We start from the raw sequence: 13,871 nt of genomic DNA, 5'->3' as shown, positions 1-13,871 counted from the left end.
GCGCTGCTGTTGATGCCTGACGATTTGACGTCTACGATTCACGCGGGCTGTCCTTGTTCGAGTGGTGTGTGTTCGCAACTATCACCGTAGACCAAGGACGGCCTTTTTTCATTTTTCTGTAGTCATATCAGCTGGTTAGCTGTTAAGGAAGTGCCATTCAAATCCGTCCCCTTTTCCCTCCCGGCTTCTCCCATAAGTCAGCGTCCGCTGCCGGGGGCTGAAAAGGCTCGCTGAAACATGCGGTGACGAGGGGGCAAATCAACAGCGCAAATGCCACATTTTTGAGCCACATGACCAATCTCCTTATTGCCTGGTGCCGACAGGCACCAGCACAGGCTCGCGTACCACTCCCATAACAGCTGTGCATGGTCATGATACCGATGAAGACATTGCCCAAGTCCTTGAGCAAGCCGCCGCCCTCAGGTATCACGCTGAACTGCCACAAGTTTCGTAGGGACAATTGACCGCTATTGGCCGACAGCTGTCGGTCAAAAATGGCGGATTTCGGCCCAGCTTTTTAAGACAAGCAGAAACAAGTATTCAGCTTACTGTCTGTGAAGTGCAACCCGCGGCAGTCGGCCGCTGAGGCGCAGGCCGTCACGCATATTCAGCCCCATTAATGCGAGATTGGTGGCCCCTGCGATCAGTTCGATTACCTGTACGAGGTAAAAACGCGTATCGAAGCTTCCCGCCGACGCCCATTGGTTAAGCACAATGGCGCACGGCATCAGAACCAGCAGGCCATTGGCGGCAATGAATGGCATGCGTTTCTTCTTCAAAGCGACCAGTCGTCCTTGTCGTTTCCGACTCATTAGCACTCCACTTGCACCGGTCGCAATCATTGTCGGTACCAGTATCCAAAGCCCGGGACTCACGATCAGGTGCTTGAGTGAGGCTATCGAGTGTCCGGATCCGATGAGCTCGACAAAAATAGTCGACAGAAAGAAGGTGGCGATGCAGATCAGTGCCAGCGTGCTGGAGATCAAATGTAATCGTCTAAGCATTTATCTAATACCGTCAGACAGTTGGTTAATACTCAGGCCGTGCAGATATTCGACACCGCTACCTTGGTGAACAGATGCGGCATGGCTAAGGCACTTGAGGGATACCGCGCCAAGGCATTGGTGAATTCTGGATGATTGAAAGCATCGCGAAACCGCTCTACCGATTCCCATACGGCGTAATTCAAGAACATGTTGCTGCCACCGATGGCCTGATGGAGCTGCGTGGAAATGAAACCGGCACGTTGTTTCATCCAGTTGGCATCCAGCTCCCATGCGCAAAGGAGGTCAGGTATATCGTCTGCGTCGACAGTGAAGAGGTTGATCAATACCACTGGAGCTTCGCTGCAATGCAGCTGCTGAGTGATGGGCACGATCGGATCAAGGGGGCGAATAGAAAGCATGGCGACCTCTATATTGTAATCATGATGACAATTTGGGTTTCAAGTTCCAAACCTACTGCGATTGACATCATGGTGTCAACGTGGAAGGATTCGCGCTATGAAAAAGACAAACTACACCCCCCCAGGACGCGCCATGAGCGATCTGGTTCTTGAGATCTTTCGAGCAAGTGCGCGTCTGCTTACTGCAGGCGATCGACTCGTCGCAGAGCTAGGTCTGACAAGCGCCCGCTGGCAACTACTGGGTACTATTGTGTACGCCGAACGAGCACAACCGGTTTCATGGATTGCTCGCGACATGGGGGCAAATCGGCAAAACGTTCAGCGAATCGTTAACGATCTGGTGAAGGATGGACTGCTGGAGTTTCAGCCGAACCCACACCACCGCAGGGCGCAGTTGGTTGTCCTGACTGAAGCTGGAAGAGCAGCATTCGATCTGGCGATGAATCTTCAGACACCCTGGATTAATGAGCTGGCGGAGGGGTTGGACATCGATGCTATCCAGACTACCCATCAGGTTCTAAACCACCTGCGCAATAGGCTTGAGGAAGACCAGGCCGACTGACCCGGCCAGCCCCGGCATAATCCAGCTTGTCAAAAGCTCAGGCAACAAAAGACCGGATCAGCTTGTAAACGGTGGTTCACGGACGTCCGCTTCTGGCCGATATCAGCCGGTCACGAGGGGCAGCCCTCGGCCAAAGGCAGGCATCCGGACAACCTGATTCCCAGGGTTAACCCCCCGGTATCTGATACACAACCGAATCATATTTCTCCGCCATCCGCCTCTCGATAACAACTCCCCCCAAAGCTTCGGCGATACGTCGACTCGCACGATTCTGCGTCGCAACAGGATAGATGAAGCTCTCTGCCATTACCCACTGGCTAGCCCACTGAACAACCGCCCGCACCGCTTCACCACCAAACCCCAACCCATGTTTATCTTCACGAATCCAGACACCCAACTCCGGTGTTTCACTGCCGGTATGGTGCAGCCCGACCAAGCCGGCAAAACGAGCATTCACCCGCTCCCTGACCGTAAACACAATATCGCTGCCATCCGCTATCGCAGGCAGCCACTGCCCCCAGACTTGCGCGTACTCTTCTAGCGAGGCAGGCGGTTCCCAGGACATGTAGCGAGTCAGAGTCGGCGTGATACAAGGGAAGGACTCAACAGCGTCCTGCTCGCAGAAGGGCTCAATGCTCAGGCGTTGCGAGAGAATGCGGATTGGGTGGGTGTCCACTGGCATTGCAATTTCCTTCCTGGGGTCCGTTACTCCATGTATGCCGTGAACATATCATGCGGGTCGCTTCATCAGTATCAGGCTCTCTATACTGGCCCCCCAGGATGGTAGTTGGAGCACACCATATGCCCGTCACACCCAATCAAAATTCCCCCATCATTTTGGTCCCAGTTCAACAAAGCGACTTGGATAATCTGGTAGCCATTCGAATTGAGGCCATGCGCGAAAGTCTGGAGCGTGTTGGGCGATTTGACCCGGTCCGTGCGCGGGAGCGGTTTCGTGGCGGCTTTGAAGCTCGCAATACACGCTACATCGAGGCAGCTGGAGAGAGGGTGGGTTTCGTAGTGGTCAAACATCACCCCAATGAACTCTTGCTCGACCACTTGTATGTAAGGCCGAGCGCGCAAGGGTCAGGGGTAGGGTCTGCTGTTCTCTCTCAGATTTTCAAAGAGGCGGATGCGGCTGCGCTGCCTATTAAAGTGGGGGCTCTCAAAGAAAGCGCTTCGAATCGCTTTTATACTCGCCATGGCTTCCAGTTCATCGAAAGCAGTGAATTCGACAATTATTATGTTCGTCAGCCTATTCCGGCGATTGGCGCTCATTCCGGAACCATGGGCTGACTGCACTAGCCCTTCAGTTCACTAGCCCGATTGCTCGCCGCGTCGTCATACGCCACATACAGCGACTCCGCAATCTGGCTTTTGATCGCCTTGGTGGCCTCCAGCCCCAGCACAAAACCCTCGGCTTTACCGCCAGCACGGTTAAGTTCTTCATGGGTGGAGGCGCCAGTAATAGCGTCAAGCAGCTTGGCGGCGTGGGGGCCGACGCCTTTGGGGAGGGAGATCTGGTCGATGGACATTATCGCTACCTTGAAAAATGGAGTTCGGGAGCGAGTGGAACCACTGCCGGGGCTGGCATGGTAGACCTGTTTGCAGTGAAAGGGGTCGCTTTACGCGCAGCGGCGCTATTCTTTGCGGCTACGCAGTGAGGTGGGGCCATTGATCAATCTGGAGGGGCTTATGGAGTATTGCGTTGAGGGCTACTGCCTTCGGCCATTGTGCCGCGACGATTTCGAGAGGATCAGCCGTTACGAAAGCGTCAACCGCAGGCATCTGCAACCCTGGGAGCCGCTCAGGGAAGAGGAATACTTCACCACTGGCAACGCCAAGGCCAGGGTCGAGCAGCAGGTAAACAATATGCAGGCTGGTAACGCTCTGTGTTTCCTCTTGCTTGAACCCGAGAGCGGAGAGGTTCTAGCGCGGTGTAACTACACAAACATTGTGAGGGGCGTTTTTCAGGCCTGTCATCTCGGCTTCTCGTTGGCGGAATCTGCCCAGGGCCGTGGCCTGATGAAAAAAACCCTTCAGGTCACCAACCGTCACTGTTTTGAGCAACTGGGCCTTCACCGGATCATGGCCAATCATTTACCCCGCAATGTGCGAAGTGAACGCCTTCTGGAGTCGCTGGGGTTTGAAAAGGAAGGTTATGCGCGAGCCTATCTGAAGATTGCTGGCGTTTGGGAGGACCATACGTTGAGATCGTTGATCAACACTTATAATAAATGAGCCCCCTACAACCCATTCCCACGATTCACGACCGTGGTTGCTCCAGCCGCTCATCCTACGAATGGAATCGACAGAATGCCAAGCAACCGGCAGATAACACCCAAGGAAAGCCATGACCTCTGAAATTGAAAAATACCTGCACATCAACGCCCAAATCGAGCAGACCTATAAACAAACGATCCGCAACAGTCGCAAGCAAAATCAAGCTGGCTGGGATTACCGATTTGGCGTTCTTTACTTCTGGCTCGCAGTGGTAGGTCCCTCAATCCTTGCGATTGTGCTGGCCGGGCTAGGGAAAGCCTTTCAAGCGTACTGGTGGTTCAGCCTGAGCTGGGGGCTGATTGCGTTCTCTTACCTGGCGATGTTTCTTTACCCTTTGCTAGGGGTGCTGCTGTACCGCCATTCATTAATGAAAATGTTCACCGCCCCATTCGCCAATCTTTTGGAGTGGAACGTAAAAACGGTCATGCAAGTGGAAGCACGGCATTTGCCAGAGCTCGTAGCACTGTCCAGAGAAACCCTGAAGCTTGGGGCACTGGAACTGAAAAGCGAACGCGACAGTTTCGAAAAGCGCACCTACATGGTCACTGGGGCTTTGGAAAAAGTCGGTATTTTACCCGGGGCCCTCGCTTTGGTTATCGGCCTCTCAAGCTTTGCCAAAACCCTGGACAGCGCCGGGATCACCGCCCACATGGATTGGATATTTGCCGTAGCAGCGGCCAATATTTTTTTCTTCCTGATGTGTTGTTACGTGCAAATGATGCTCGTGCGCTACGATCGAATGATCGCGCTCACCGAACTGGCCGTGGACTGTAAGGCGAACCCAACATCCCCTCAGGAACGCACCCCGTTCGTTCATCTGCATGATTCAATAAAATAGATAGACACGCTGTGTTTGAAAGACTCATGGCGCCCCCACCCAATAGTCGGCGGCCTCCAGGCAGTGACGGGAGCAAGCTCCCTCGCCGCAGGTGCTGGGTCGCGCCACAGTCGCATCGTCATGGCACACGCCTGGGGCGCCGTTGCATTCGTCCTTCAGATAAGGATTACTGTAGGCCACGCCTGCACCGAGACAGCCCCCATGTTCGAACTCGCCTCCCTCATCACCTATGTCGCCGTGGTGATCGGCCTATTCCTGATTCCCGGCCCTTCCGTGCTGCTGGTGATCACTCGTACCGTGCAAGGTGGCCGCAAGGTCGGCGTTGCCACCGGGCTGGGTGTGGCATGCGGTGATCTGGTGCATACGCTGTGCGCCGCACTGGGTCTGTCGGCGATTCTGATGACCTCAGCGACTGCGTTCAACGCCGTGAAGTGGGCCGGTGCCGCTTACCTGATCTACCTGGGCGTGCGCGCGTTCATGGCCAAGTCAGGCACCTCCGGGCGGCTTGAGCTGCCTGCGGTCTCGCCGCGACAGGCGTTTTTCCAGGCGGTGGGTGCCGAGGTGCTGAACCCGAAGACGGCGATATTCTTCCTGGCGTTCCTGCCGCAATTCGTCCACCCGGAATCGGGCTCGTCGCTGGTGCAGTTCGCGGTACTGGGCTTGATCTTCTCGGGGCTCAGCGCGGTCTACACCAGCCTGCTGGCCATCGCAATTCGCCCCTTGAGCCGAGGCATCAAGGGGCTTTCCCGGCTGCGGCGCTGGGAAGGGAAAATCATCGGCACGTTGTTTATGGGCCTTGGGTTGAAAGTAGCCTTCCAGCAGCGCTAGAAACCCGCCGTACCCTGAGGAGCCACTGATGCCTTCATCCAAACGCGACAACGCACGCATTGAGCGCCGCCTGGTCGCCAGCCTGACTGAGGCCTGCGAGACCGCCAAGGGCGAAATCATCGGTTTCGCCTGGCTGACCCACACCGTCGATTACACGGCCTTCCCCCAAAGCCTGCGTGTAACCTGGGTGTTCGACACCCGCACCAACAAGGACCAGGCTCTCGCAACCGGCGCCGATCAACGCATGCGTGAGCTGGCTGCGGCTGCGTTGCACGAAGCCGATATTCCGCCCGTGCCTATCAATCGCTGTGTACATTTTGACTGTGAAGAAGACTGCCAACGCCAGCACGGTGGCGACTGGCGCGTACGGTTGGCACGGCACTGACGTTTTAGGTGAACCCCTTGCAGGATCGTACAAGCCCGCTGATCGTTCGCCCGGATACTCTGGCTCCTCCCAAAAAGAGGATCCAGCATGACTCAACTACAGCACCCCACCCAGCCTGTAAACCTCGCGCACAAAGCCTCGCTCATCGATCAGCAATGGAGCCCAAGAGTGGTTGCCGAAATGAACGACTACCAGTTCAAGGTCGTACGCATCGAGGGCGAGTTCATTTGGCACTCACACCCGGAAACCGATGAGGCCTTCCTGGTGCTTGAAGGCACGCTGCGTATCGACCTGCCGGGTGGCCCGGTGTATGTGAAGCCGGGTGAGTTGTATGTGGTGCCGCGTGGCATTGAGCACAGGACCGCCGCCGAAGGAGAAGCCAGGCTGATGATGATCGAGCCAAGGGGCATCTTGAACACCGGACACGAAGGCGGAGAGCGGACGGCAGTCAACGATCAGTGGATTTGAGCGCAGGCGTACGCTGCTTAGCGCTGTACAACCCTTAACCAAAACCCATAAGATGAGAAGAGTTATCATTTAAGCCAAGCGAATCTCACATGTTCAACGACAGCACCGCCTCGCCGGTCGAGCAGTTGTATACCCGCCACCGCACCTGGTTGCGGGGCTGGTTGCATCGACGTCTGGGGCACCGTGCCGATGCCGAGGACCTGGCCCACGACACCTTCGTGCGCGTGTTGTGCTCGCGCCAGGAGGTGGGCGAGCTGCGCCAGCCCATGGCGTTTCTGGCCAAGATTGCCAATGATTTGCTGATAAATCGCTGGCGGCGTCAGGCGATTGAACGCGCTTACCTGGAGGCACTGGCCGCTCGGCCCGAAGCGTTGGAGCCCTCGCCGGAGGAGCGACTGCTGACCATCGAGACCCTGCTGCAACTCGACTCATTGCTGGTGGGGCTGTCGATGCCGGTGCGGCGGATTTTCTTTTTGTCCCAGCTCGACGGCTTGACCTACCCACAAATCGCCGCACAGTTGAACCTCAGCGTGGCTCAGGTGCAGCGGGCCATGGGCAAGGCGTTCAGCGTGTGTTACGCGAGTCGTTTTGAATGAGCCTGCCGGTTGATCCGCAGGTCCGCGACAGCGCCATCAACTGGCTAGTCAAAAGCCAATCCGGGCTGATGAACGCTGCCGACTGTTTGGCTTTGCAGCAATGGCGCCAAGCCAATACCGAACATGAATACGCCTGGCAGCGCGTCAGCAGTTTGCCGTTGTCGTTGCAACCGGGAGCGACACTGTTGGCGGATGCCACCACGCGACGGGCGCTGGAAGCTGCCGGCAATGATCCACAGCAGCGCCGCCAGGTGCTCAAGGCGCTGCTCGCCGTCGGCCTGCTCGGCGGGCTGTCGTGGCAGGGTGCGCAGTCCACCGTAGTACGTTCGGCGTTGGCCACTTATAGCACCGGCACCGGCGAGCGGCGCGAATGGCGGTTGGCCGACGGCGGTTCGTTGTGGCTGAACACCGCCAGCGCGGTCAACCTGGACTTCAACGCCGCACAGCGCAGCGTGCAGTTGGTCGAAGGCGAGATGGCCCTGGACGCGCCCGTCGAATCGCGGGCGCTGCAACTGCTGACACCCGACGCGACGCTGCACAGCCAGGGCGCCCATCTGCTGGTGCGCCACGACCGCCGGGGTACCCAGGTGACGGTCCTGCGCGGCTTGGTGCAGGTGCATGCGCGGGACCACCAACTGCCCCTGCGGCTGGACGCAGGTTGGCGCACCCAGGTGGACAGTCAGGGGATGGCCGCGCCGGTCCCTACCGATGGGTTCATCGCCCAAGCCTGGCTGCGGGGTTTGCTGCCCGCCGAACGCATGCGCCTGGACACGCTGCTGGCCGAACTCTCGCGCTATCGCCCAGGGATTCTGCGCTGTGGCGAAGCCGTTGCAGGCTTGCGCGTCACCGGCAGTTTCCAGCTCGACGACACCGACGCCGCCCTGGCCCTGCTGGCCAAGGCGCTGCCGGTGCGCATTGAGCGGCGCACGCGTTATTGGGTGACCGTGGTGCCGGCCTGAAAATATTTTCGTAATACAGCGCAGTTTTTTCCACGTCGCTTGGCCTATGGGAACAACCCATCGAAACAGGTGGGCCTTCACCCTCAGGAGCCCTGCATGACCTCCCCCCTCCATGTTCTGCGCAGCCGCACGCTCGGCCTGCTGTTTCTTGGCTTGCAACCGCTGTACGGCGCGGCGGTGTTGGCAGCCGATGAGCGCCAGCACTTCCACATCGACGCCGGTACGCTGGACCAGGTGCTCTCGCGCTTTGGCGTGCAGGCGGGCATCAGCATGGCGGGGCGCGCCACGCTGACTGCCGGCAAGAGCAGCCAGGGCCTGACCGGCGACTTCACCACCGAAGCCGCGTTGACACGGCTGCTGGAAGGCACGCGCTTGAGTTATCAGCGCCTGGCCGATGGCAGCTACGAGCTGTACCCGGGCGGCACGGCGCTTGCGCTGCCCACGCAGAAAGTCACCGGCGAAGACCCGCAGAAACAGCAGGTGTATTCGGCGCCGCGTTCCTCCGTGTATATCTCCGGTGAGGACATGCAACGCTTCGGCGTGATCTCCGCCGGCGACCTGCTCAAAGGCCAGCCCGGCGTGCAGGTGGGCGACAGCCGCAACGGCGGCGGTTTGGATGTGAACATCCGCGGCATCCAGGGCCAGAGTCGCGTGGCGGTCACAGTGGACGGCGCGCAGCAGGCACTGGATGTGTACCGTGGCTACGCCGGCACCCAGCAGCGCAGCTACATCGACCCGGATTTGATCAGCGACGTGACCATCGACAAGGGCCCCAGCGTTAACTCCAGCGCCATTGGCGGCACGGTAAAAATGCGCACCCTTGGGGTTGAAGACATTCTGCGCGATGGGCAAAACATCGGCCTGCGCCTCAAGGGCGAGGCGTGGAACAACGGCGTTGCGCCCGCCTACCGCGACGGTCACTCATCCGAGGGCAGCCTGTACGCCGAACCGCACCGAAACCGTGGCGGGTTGTTCGGCTCCCAAGCCGAATCCGGCAGCGCCGCGTTTGCCTACACCCATGACCTGTTCGATGTGGTCGCAGCCTACGCCCACCGCAATCAAGGCAACTATTTTGCCGGCAAAAAGGGACAGGATCGCTACCGTACCTACGACCGCTATGGCGACGAAGAAAGCACAGTGGCCAGCACTTATAACGCCGGCGAAGAAGTGCTGAACTCGTCAGCCGAGACTGAATCCTGGTTGCTCAAGACCACCATCCGCCCCACCGACGAACACACCTTCGACCTCGGTTACCAGCGCTACAACGGGCACATCGGCGAGATCATGCCGTCGGATATTTTTCGGTTCGGCACCGGCGGTATCTACCAGTACCCGCTGGGCCATACCCAGATCGACACCTATACCGCGCGCTACCATTACCTGCCCACCAACAACCCGCTGGTGGACCTTACCACCAGCCTGTGGATGACCGATGCGCAAACCAGCCAACTGACTTCAGTGCTCGCGCCCGCTTCCCAAGCCTACCGTTCGGACCGCAACTGGAGCCGTCAGGCCAACCGTCGCATCGGCGGTGACCTGGCCAATACCTCACGGTTCACCAGCGACTATGGTGACCTCAAGCTGGACTTGGGCGGTGGCTTCCAGGTCGAAGAGCTGCGCCCGCAAAAAGGCGTGGTCACCACCCAGCACGACATCAACGCCAACCGCAGTTTGCGCGATGGTTCACGCCAGGAATTCAACCTCAACGGCAAGCTCGAATACCAACCCGTGGACCGCCTGACACTATGGGGCGGTGGCCGCTATATCTATTACCGCACACAAGACCATGTGCCGCTTTCAACGGCGCGCCGGGAAGAGCGCCCGTTGCGCTACGTGTCAGCCACGAACGCCGGGGCCTACGGCAACATGCTCTGGTTCCCCGACACGAACGGGGACTACACCGACGCTACCGACCCGCGCCTGAACAACGGCATCGTTTTCAGTAACACCAACTACCCATTTGAGGGCCCGCGCTATAACGATTTCGGGGCCACGGATACCACGGCGTATGAGCCCCAGGTGGGCGAAGTGGTCAGCGGTTATGACTACTCCGGAAAAAACCGCAACAGCGGCGGTGCATTTGCGCCTGCCTTCGGCATCAATCTGGAGGTGGCGCCCGACACCTTCGTCTACGCCTCTTACACCCAGGGCCTGCGGATGCCTTCGCTGTTCGAGACCAGCCAGGGCGTATTACAAACCCTACCCGGCAAAGGCTTGAAGCCCGAGCGTTCGAGCAACTGGGAAATCGGCGCCAGCACCCTCCAAAAAGGCCTGTTTGTGGCTGACGATGAGGCGGCGATCAAACTGGCGTACTTCAACAACACGATCAAAAACTACATCACCCGTTACTACGACCCCAGCCCCGGCCTGATGGGCCAGATGCAATTCAGCAACACCGACAGCTTCAAGACCAGCGGCCTGGAGTTGCAGTCCCATTACGATGCCGGCCGTGTGTTTGCCGACCTGTCATCCACCTACTACCTCAAGACCCAAACCTGCGACTCGGCGTTCGCCGCTCGCCTGCGTGCCAGCAGCAACCGCTATCGCGACACCAGCCAGACGCCCAACTGCACGCCCGGCAGTTTCATGGGCTCCTACACCAACACCCAGAACCCGCCACGCTTTGCCGCCAACCTGACCACCGGCGTGCGCTTTTTCGACCAGTCGCTGACGGTCGGCACGCGCATCACCTACACCTCCGGCCCCACGGTGACCGCCGATAAACCCTGGCAGACAGGCGCCACCACGCCACAATTGGTCTATCGCGAAGTGACGCTGGTGGACTTGTTCCTCAACTACAAATTGCAGGACCACACCCAACTGAATGTCTCGCTGCAAAACCTCACCGACCGCTACTACCTGGACCCGCTGGCGCAAAGCTTTATGCCGGCACCGGGCCGAACCCTCAGGGTGGGTCTACAGACAACATTCTGACGCTAAGCTGAGCATCGCCTTAGCGCCGCTGAATCTGCACCGTGGCAAAGGTCGGCTCGTCGCGCGCCTGCTCCAGTGCATTCCTGGGCCTTTGCGGGGCCCGGGCTTGCACCTCGGGCCGTAGCTCAGGCGGCGGATGCAGGCGCATGTCCGAGCGCTCATCGCTGGGCGCCACGCCGAAGAAGTCCCGGTAGCACTTGGAAAAATGCGGCGTGGACACAAAGCCGCAAATCACCGCCAGCTCGACAATCGAAATCGGCGTCTGCATCAACAACTGACGCGCACGGGTCAGGCGCAGTTTGAGGTAATAGCGCGATGGCGTGCAGTACAGGTGCTTCTGGAACATGCGCTCCAACTGGCGTCGGGACACGTGAACATAGGCGGCCAGTTGGTCGAGGTCGATGGGTTCTTCCAGGTTAGATTCCATCAGGGCGACCACTTCTTGCAGCTTGGGCTGTTGCGTGCCGAGCAGGTGCTTGAGCGGCACGCGTTGGTGGTCGCGCTCATTGCGAATGCGCTCGTACACGAACATCTGGGAAATCGCCGCCGACAACGTGTGCCCGTGATCGCGGCCGATCAGGTGCAGCATCATGTCCAGCGGTGCAGTGCCGCCGGAGCTGGTGAAGCGGTTGCCATCGAGCGTGAACACGCTGGAGCTGACCTTGACGCGGGTAAACGCCTCCTGCATCGACGCCATCAGCTCCCAATGCACACTGCACTGGAAGCCATCGAGCAACCCCGCCTGGGCCAGTGCCCAACTGCCGGTGCACACCGCGCCGAGACGTTTGCAGTACAAGCGCGCCTGGCTGCGCAGCCAGGCGATGAGCGCAGGGCTGATAGCCTGTTGAATGCCGACGCCGCCGCACACGATCACCGCATCGAAGCCGCGCTGGTCCTGGGCGCACGCATCCGGGGTCACCGACACGCCATCGCTGGCCCACACCGGCTGGCCGTCCAGGCTGAGGGTTTGCCAACGGTAGAGTTCTTCGCCCGCCAATTGGTTGGCCATGCGCAGCGGCTCGACCGCACACGACAGCGATATCAGGGTGAATTGGTCCAGCAGCAAAAAGCCGATGGTCTGACAAACAGGTGCCTCGGTTTCCATCACCGCTACCCCACAGGCGTGATCAGGAATGTTCCAGCGCCACCGGCTTGGGTGCCCGGTTGTGCTGGCGCGACGTGACCAGGCCGATGAAGGAAATCACCAACGCCAGGCCAATGGTCGAGGACACTTCGGTGCGGTGCTCGGGCGTCACCATCATCACTCCCAGGGCCAGGCAGATGAACACGATCACCAGGTAAGTCAGCCACGGAAACAGCCACATGCGAAAGGTCAACTCGACGTTTTGCCGAAGCAGCAAGCGACGCATACGCAGTTGCGAGATCGCGATCACCAGGTACACCAACAACGCGATGGCCCCGGAGCTGGCGAGCAGGAACTGGAACAGACCGGCGGGCATGAAGTAGCTCAGCAACGTGACGCCCGCACCGATGATGGTGCTGGCAATTACCGCCGCCCGGGGCACGCCCGCCTTCGAGGTGATTTTAAGGGCCGATGGCGCATCCCCGCGTTTGCCCAGGGAAAACAACATGCGCGAGGAAATGTAGATCGAGGAATTCATGCAACTGGCTACCGCGATCAACACCACCACATCGACCATGAACTTGGCGTTGGGGATGTTCATAATTTCCAGTGCACGCTGATAGGAACCCACGGAGGCTAGCAGCGGGTCGTTCCAGGGCACCACGGAAATCACGACGGAGATCGACAACAGGTAGAACACGCCGATGCGCCAGATCACCGAGCGGGTGGCCTTGGCGATGTTCTGGGCCGGGTTGCTCGATTCCGCTGCGGCGATGGTCACCGCTTCGGTACCGATGAAACTGAACATGATGGTAATGAACGCGCCCACCACCGCCGACAGGCCGTTGGGGGCAAAACCTCCGTGTTCTTCCATCAAGCGGCTCAAGCCGCTGGCTTCACGATCCGGAATCCAGCCCATGAGCACGCTGAAACCCAGGCCGATAAAGCCGATGATGGCAATCACCTTGGCCATGGCGAACCAGAATTCGAACTCGCCGTATTTGGCCACGCTGAACAGATTGGTGATCACCAGCAACACGATTGAGACCAAGGCGAACAGCCACGCATCGACCTGAGGGAACCACTGGTTGAGCACGTGCCCGGCGGCCAAGGCTTCGATGGGAATGACCAGCACCCAGAACCACCAGTACAGCCAGCCGATGGTGAACCCGGCCCAGGGGCCAATGGCCTGGTCGGCGTAGGTGGAAAACGAGCCGGTGTCGGGGCGTGCCACCGCCATCTCCCCCAGCATGCGCATGACCAGCACCACCAGCAGGCCGGAAAACAGATAAGCCAGTAAAACCGCCGGTCCCGCGGCGGCGATGGCGTGTCCGGAGCCGACAAACAACCCCGCACCGATGATGCCGGCGATGGACAACATGGTCACGTGACGGGGCTTGAAGCCCTGCGCCAGCTGACCGTTGGAATCGTTGCAGTTGAGGCTAGTCATTGTTTTTGTTGTTCTCGGGCGGCCAATGACCCTCACCTTAAGTGCCCGAGGCCAGGCGCAAGTAGCCTGATTACGCCAC

Annotated in this window: 16 protein-coding genes; 10 read left to right on the top strand and 6 right to left on the bottom strand. The window is 59.1% G+C overall.

Annotated elements, in window-relative coordinates; translation table 11 throughout:
• Positions 1 to 545: 545 nt before the first annotated feature.
• Positions 546 to 1,004 carry a hypothetical protein gene (locus E3O56_RS19800; RefSeq protein ID WP_212614528.1) on the bottom strand — a complete coding sequence of 153 codons (459 nt, stop codon included), beginning with the start codon at positions 1,002 to 1,004 and terminating at the stop codon, positions 546 to 548.
• 32 nt (positions 1,005 to 1,036) lie between these two features.
• The gene (locus E3O56_RS19795) at positions 1,037 to 1,405 is read right to left on the bottom strand and encodes an antibiotic biosynthesis monooxygenase family protein (protein WP_005789817.1); all 369 of its coding nucleotides are present in this window, start codon (positions 1,403 to 1,405) and stop codon (positions 1,037 to 1,039) included.
• A 133-nt stretch (positions 1,406 to 1,538) separates the two neighbouring features.
• On the opposite strand from E3O56_RS19795, the gene E3O56_RS19790 reads away from it, so the two are divergent.
• Positions 1,539 to 1,967 carry a MarR family winged helix-turn-helix transcriptional regulator gene (locus E3O56_RS19790; RefSeq protein ID WP_248128864.1) on the top strand — a complete coding sequence of 143 codons (429 nt, stop codon included), beginning with the start codon at positions 1,539 to 1,541 and terminating at the stop codon, positions 1,965 to 1,967.
• A gap of 166 nt (positions 1,968 to 2,133) precedes the next feature.
• On the opposite strand, the gene E3O56_RS19785 is transcribed toward E3O56_RS19790, so the two are convergent.
• Positions 2,134 to 2,649, bottom strand: coding sequence for a GNAT family N-acetyltransferase (locus E3O56_RS19785; RefSeq protein WP_248128863.1), 516 nt, complete (start codon positions 2,647 to 2,649; stop codon positions 2,134 to 2,136).
• 119 nt (positions 2,650 to 2,768) lie between these two features.
• On the opposite strand from E3O56_RS19785, the gene E3O56_RS19780 reads away from it, so the two are divergent.
• Positions 2,769 to 3,263, top strand: a complete 495-nt coding sequence (locus tag E3O56_RS19780; protein WP_248128862.1) for a GNAT family N-acetyltransferase — start codon at positions 2,769 to 2,771, stop codon at positions 3,261 to 3,263.
• A gap of 5 nt (positions 3,264 to 3,268) precedes the next feature.
• Here the strand turns inward: E3O56_RS19780 and E3O56_RS19775 are convergent, their stop codons facing one another.
• Positions 3,269 to 3,502 carry a hypothetical protein gene (locus E3O56_RS19775; RefSeq protein ID WP_020302473.1) on the bottom strand — a complete coding sequence of 78 codons (234 nt, stop codon included), beginning with the start codon at positions 3,500 to 3,502 and terminating at the stop codon, positions 3,269 to 3,271.
• Between the two features lie 160 nt (positions 3,503 to 3,662).
• On the opposite strand from E3O56_RS19775, the gene E3O56_RS19770 reads away from it, so the two are divergent.
• The 8 genes from E3O56_RS19770 to E3O56_RS19735 all read left to right on the top strand — a co-directional run bounded on the left by E3O56_RS19770 (position 3,663) and on the right by E3O56_RS19735 (position 11,258).
• On the top strand, positions 3,663 to 4,208 hold the full coding sequence (locus E3O56_RS19770) for a GNAT family N-acetyltransferase (RefSeq protein ID WP_248128865.1): 546 nt from the start codon (positions 3,663 to 3,665) through the stop codon (positions 4,206 to 4,208).
• A gap of 112 nt (positions 4,209 to 4,320) precedes the next feature.
• A complete protein-coding gene (locus E3O56_RS19765) occupies positions 4,321 to 5,088 on the top strand; it encodes a hypothetical protein (protein WP_248128861.1) in 768 nt (255 codons plus the stop codon).
• A gap of 201 nt (positions 5,089 to 5,289) precedes the next feature.
• Positions 5,290 to 5,916 carry a LysE family translocator gene (locus E3O56_RS19760; protein WP_103733754.1) on the top strand — a complete coding sequence of 209 codons (627 nt, stop codon included), beginning with the start codon at positions 5,290 to 5,292 and terminating at the stop codon, positions 5,914 to 5,916.
• A 28-nt stretch (positions 5,917 to 5,944) separates the two neighbouring features.
• A complete protein-coding gene (locus tag E3O56_RS19755; protein WP_103733753.1) occupies positions 5,945 to 6,301 on the top strand; it encodes a hypothetical protein in 357 nt (118 codons plus the stop codon).
• 87 nt (positions 6,302 to 6,388) lie between these two features.
• Complete coding sequence (locus tag E3O56_RS19750) at positions 6,389 to 6,769, top strand: cupin domain-containing protein (protein ID WP_248128860.1); 381 nt, start codon at positions 6,389 to 6,391, stop codon at positions 6,767 to 6,769.
• Between the two features lie 89 nt (positions 6,770 to 6,858).
• A complete protein-coding gene (locus E3O56_RS19745) occupies positions 6,859 to 7,365 on the top strand; it encodes a sigma-70 family RNA polymerase sigma factor (RefSeq protein WP_060767271.1) in 507 nt (168 codons plus the stop codon).
• On the top strand, positions 7,362 to 8,324 hold the full coding sequence (locus E3O56_RS19740) for a FecR domain-containing protein (protein ID WP_248128859.1): 963 nt from the start codon (positions 7,362 to 7,364) through the stop codon (positions 8,322 to 8,324). The genes E3O56_RS19745 and E3O56_RS19740 overlap by 4 nt, the downstream gene beginning before the upstream one ends.
• A 96-nt stretch (positions 8,325 to 8,420) precedes the next feature.
• Complete coding sequence (locus E3O56_RS19735; protein ID WP_248128858.1) at positions 8,421 to 11,258, top strand: TonB-dependent receptor; 2,838 nt, start codon at positions 8,421 to 8,423, stop codon at positions 11,256 to 11,258.
• A 19-nt stretch (positions 11,259 to 11,277) separates the two neighbouring features.
• On the opposite strand, the gene E3O56_RS19730 is transcribed toward E3O56_RS19735, so the two are convergent.
• Together E3O56_RS19730 and E3O56_RS19725 are read right to left on the bottom strand one after the other, a co-directional pair.
• Complete coding sequence (locus E3O56_RS19730) at positions 11,278 to 12,363, bottom strand: GlxA family transcriptional regulator (RefSeq protein WP_032880201.1); 1,086 nt, start codon at positions 12,361 to 12,363, stop codon at positions 11,278 to 11,280.
• 22 nt (positions 12,364 to 12,385) lie between these two features.
• Entirely contained in the window at positions 12,386 to 13,792 is a 1,407-nt protein-coding gene (locus E3O56_RS19725; protein ID WP_248128857.1) for an amino acid permease, read from the bottom strand.
• Positions 13,793 to 13,871: the final 79 nt, after the last annotated feature.

The sequence above is a fragment of the Pseudomonas sp. W2Aug9 genome (genome assembly GCF_023127755.1).
GTDB lineage: Bacteria > Pseudomonadota > Gammaproteobacteria > Pseudomonadales > Pseudomonadaceae > Aquipseudomonas > Aquipseudomonas synxantha_A.
This window is presented reverse-complemented; position numbering and strand designations above follow the sequence as displayed.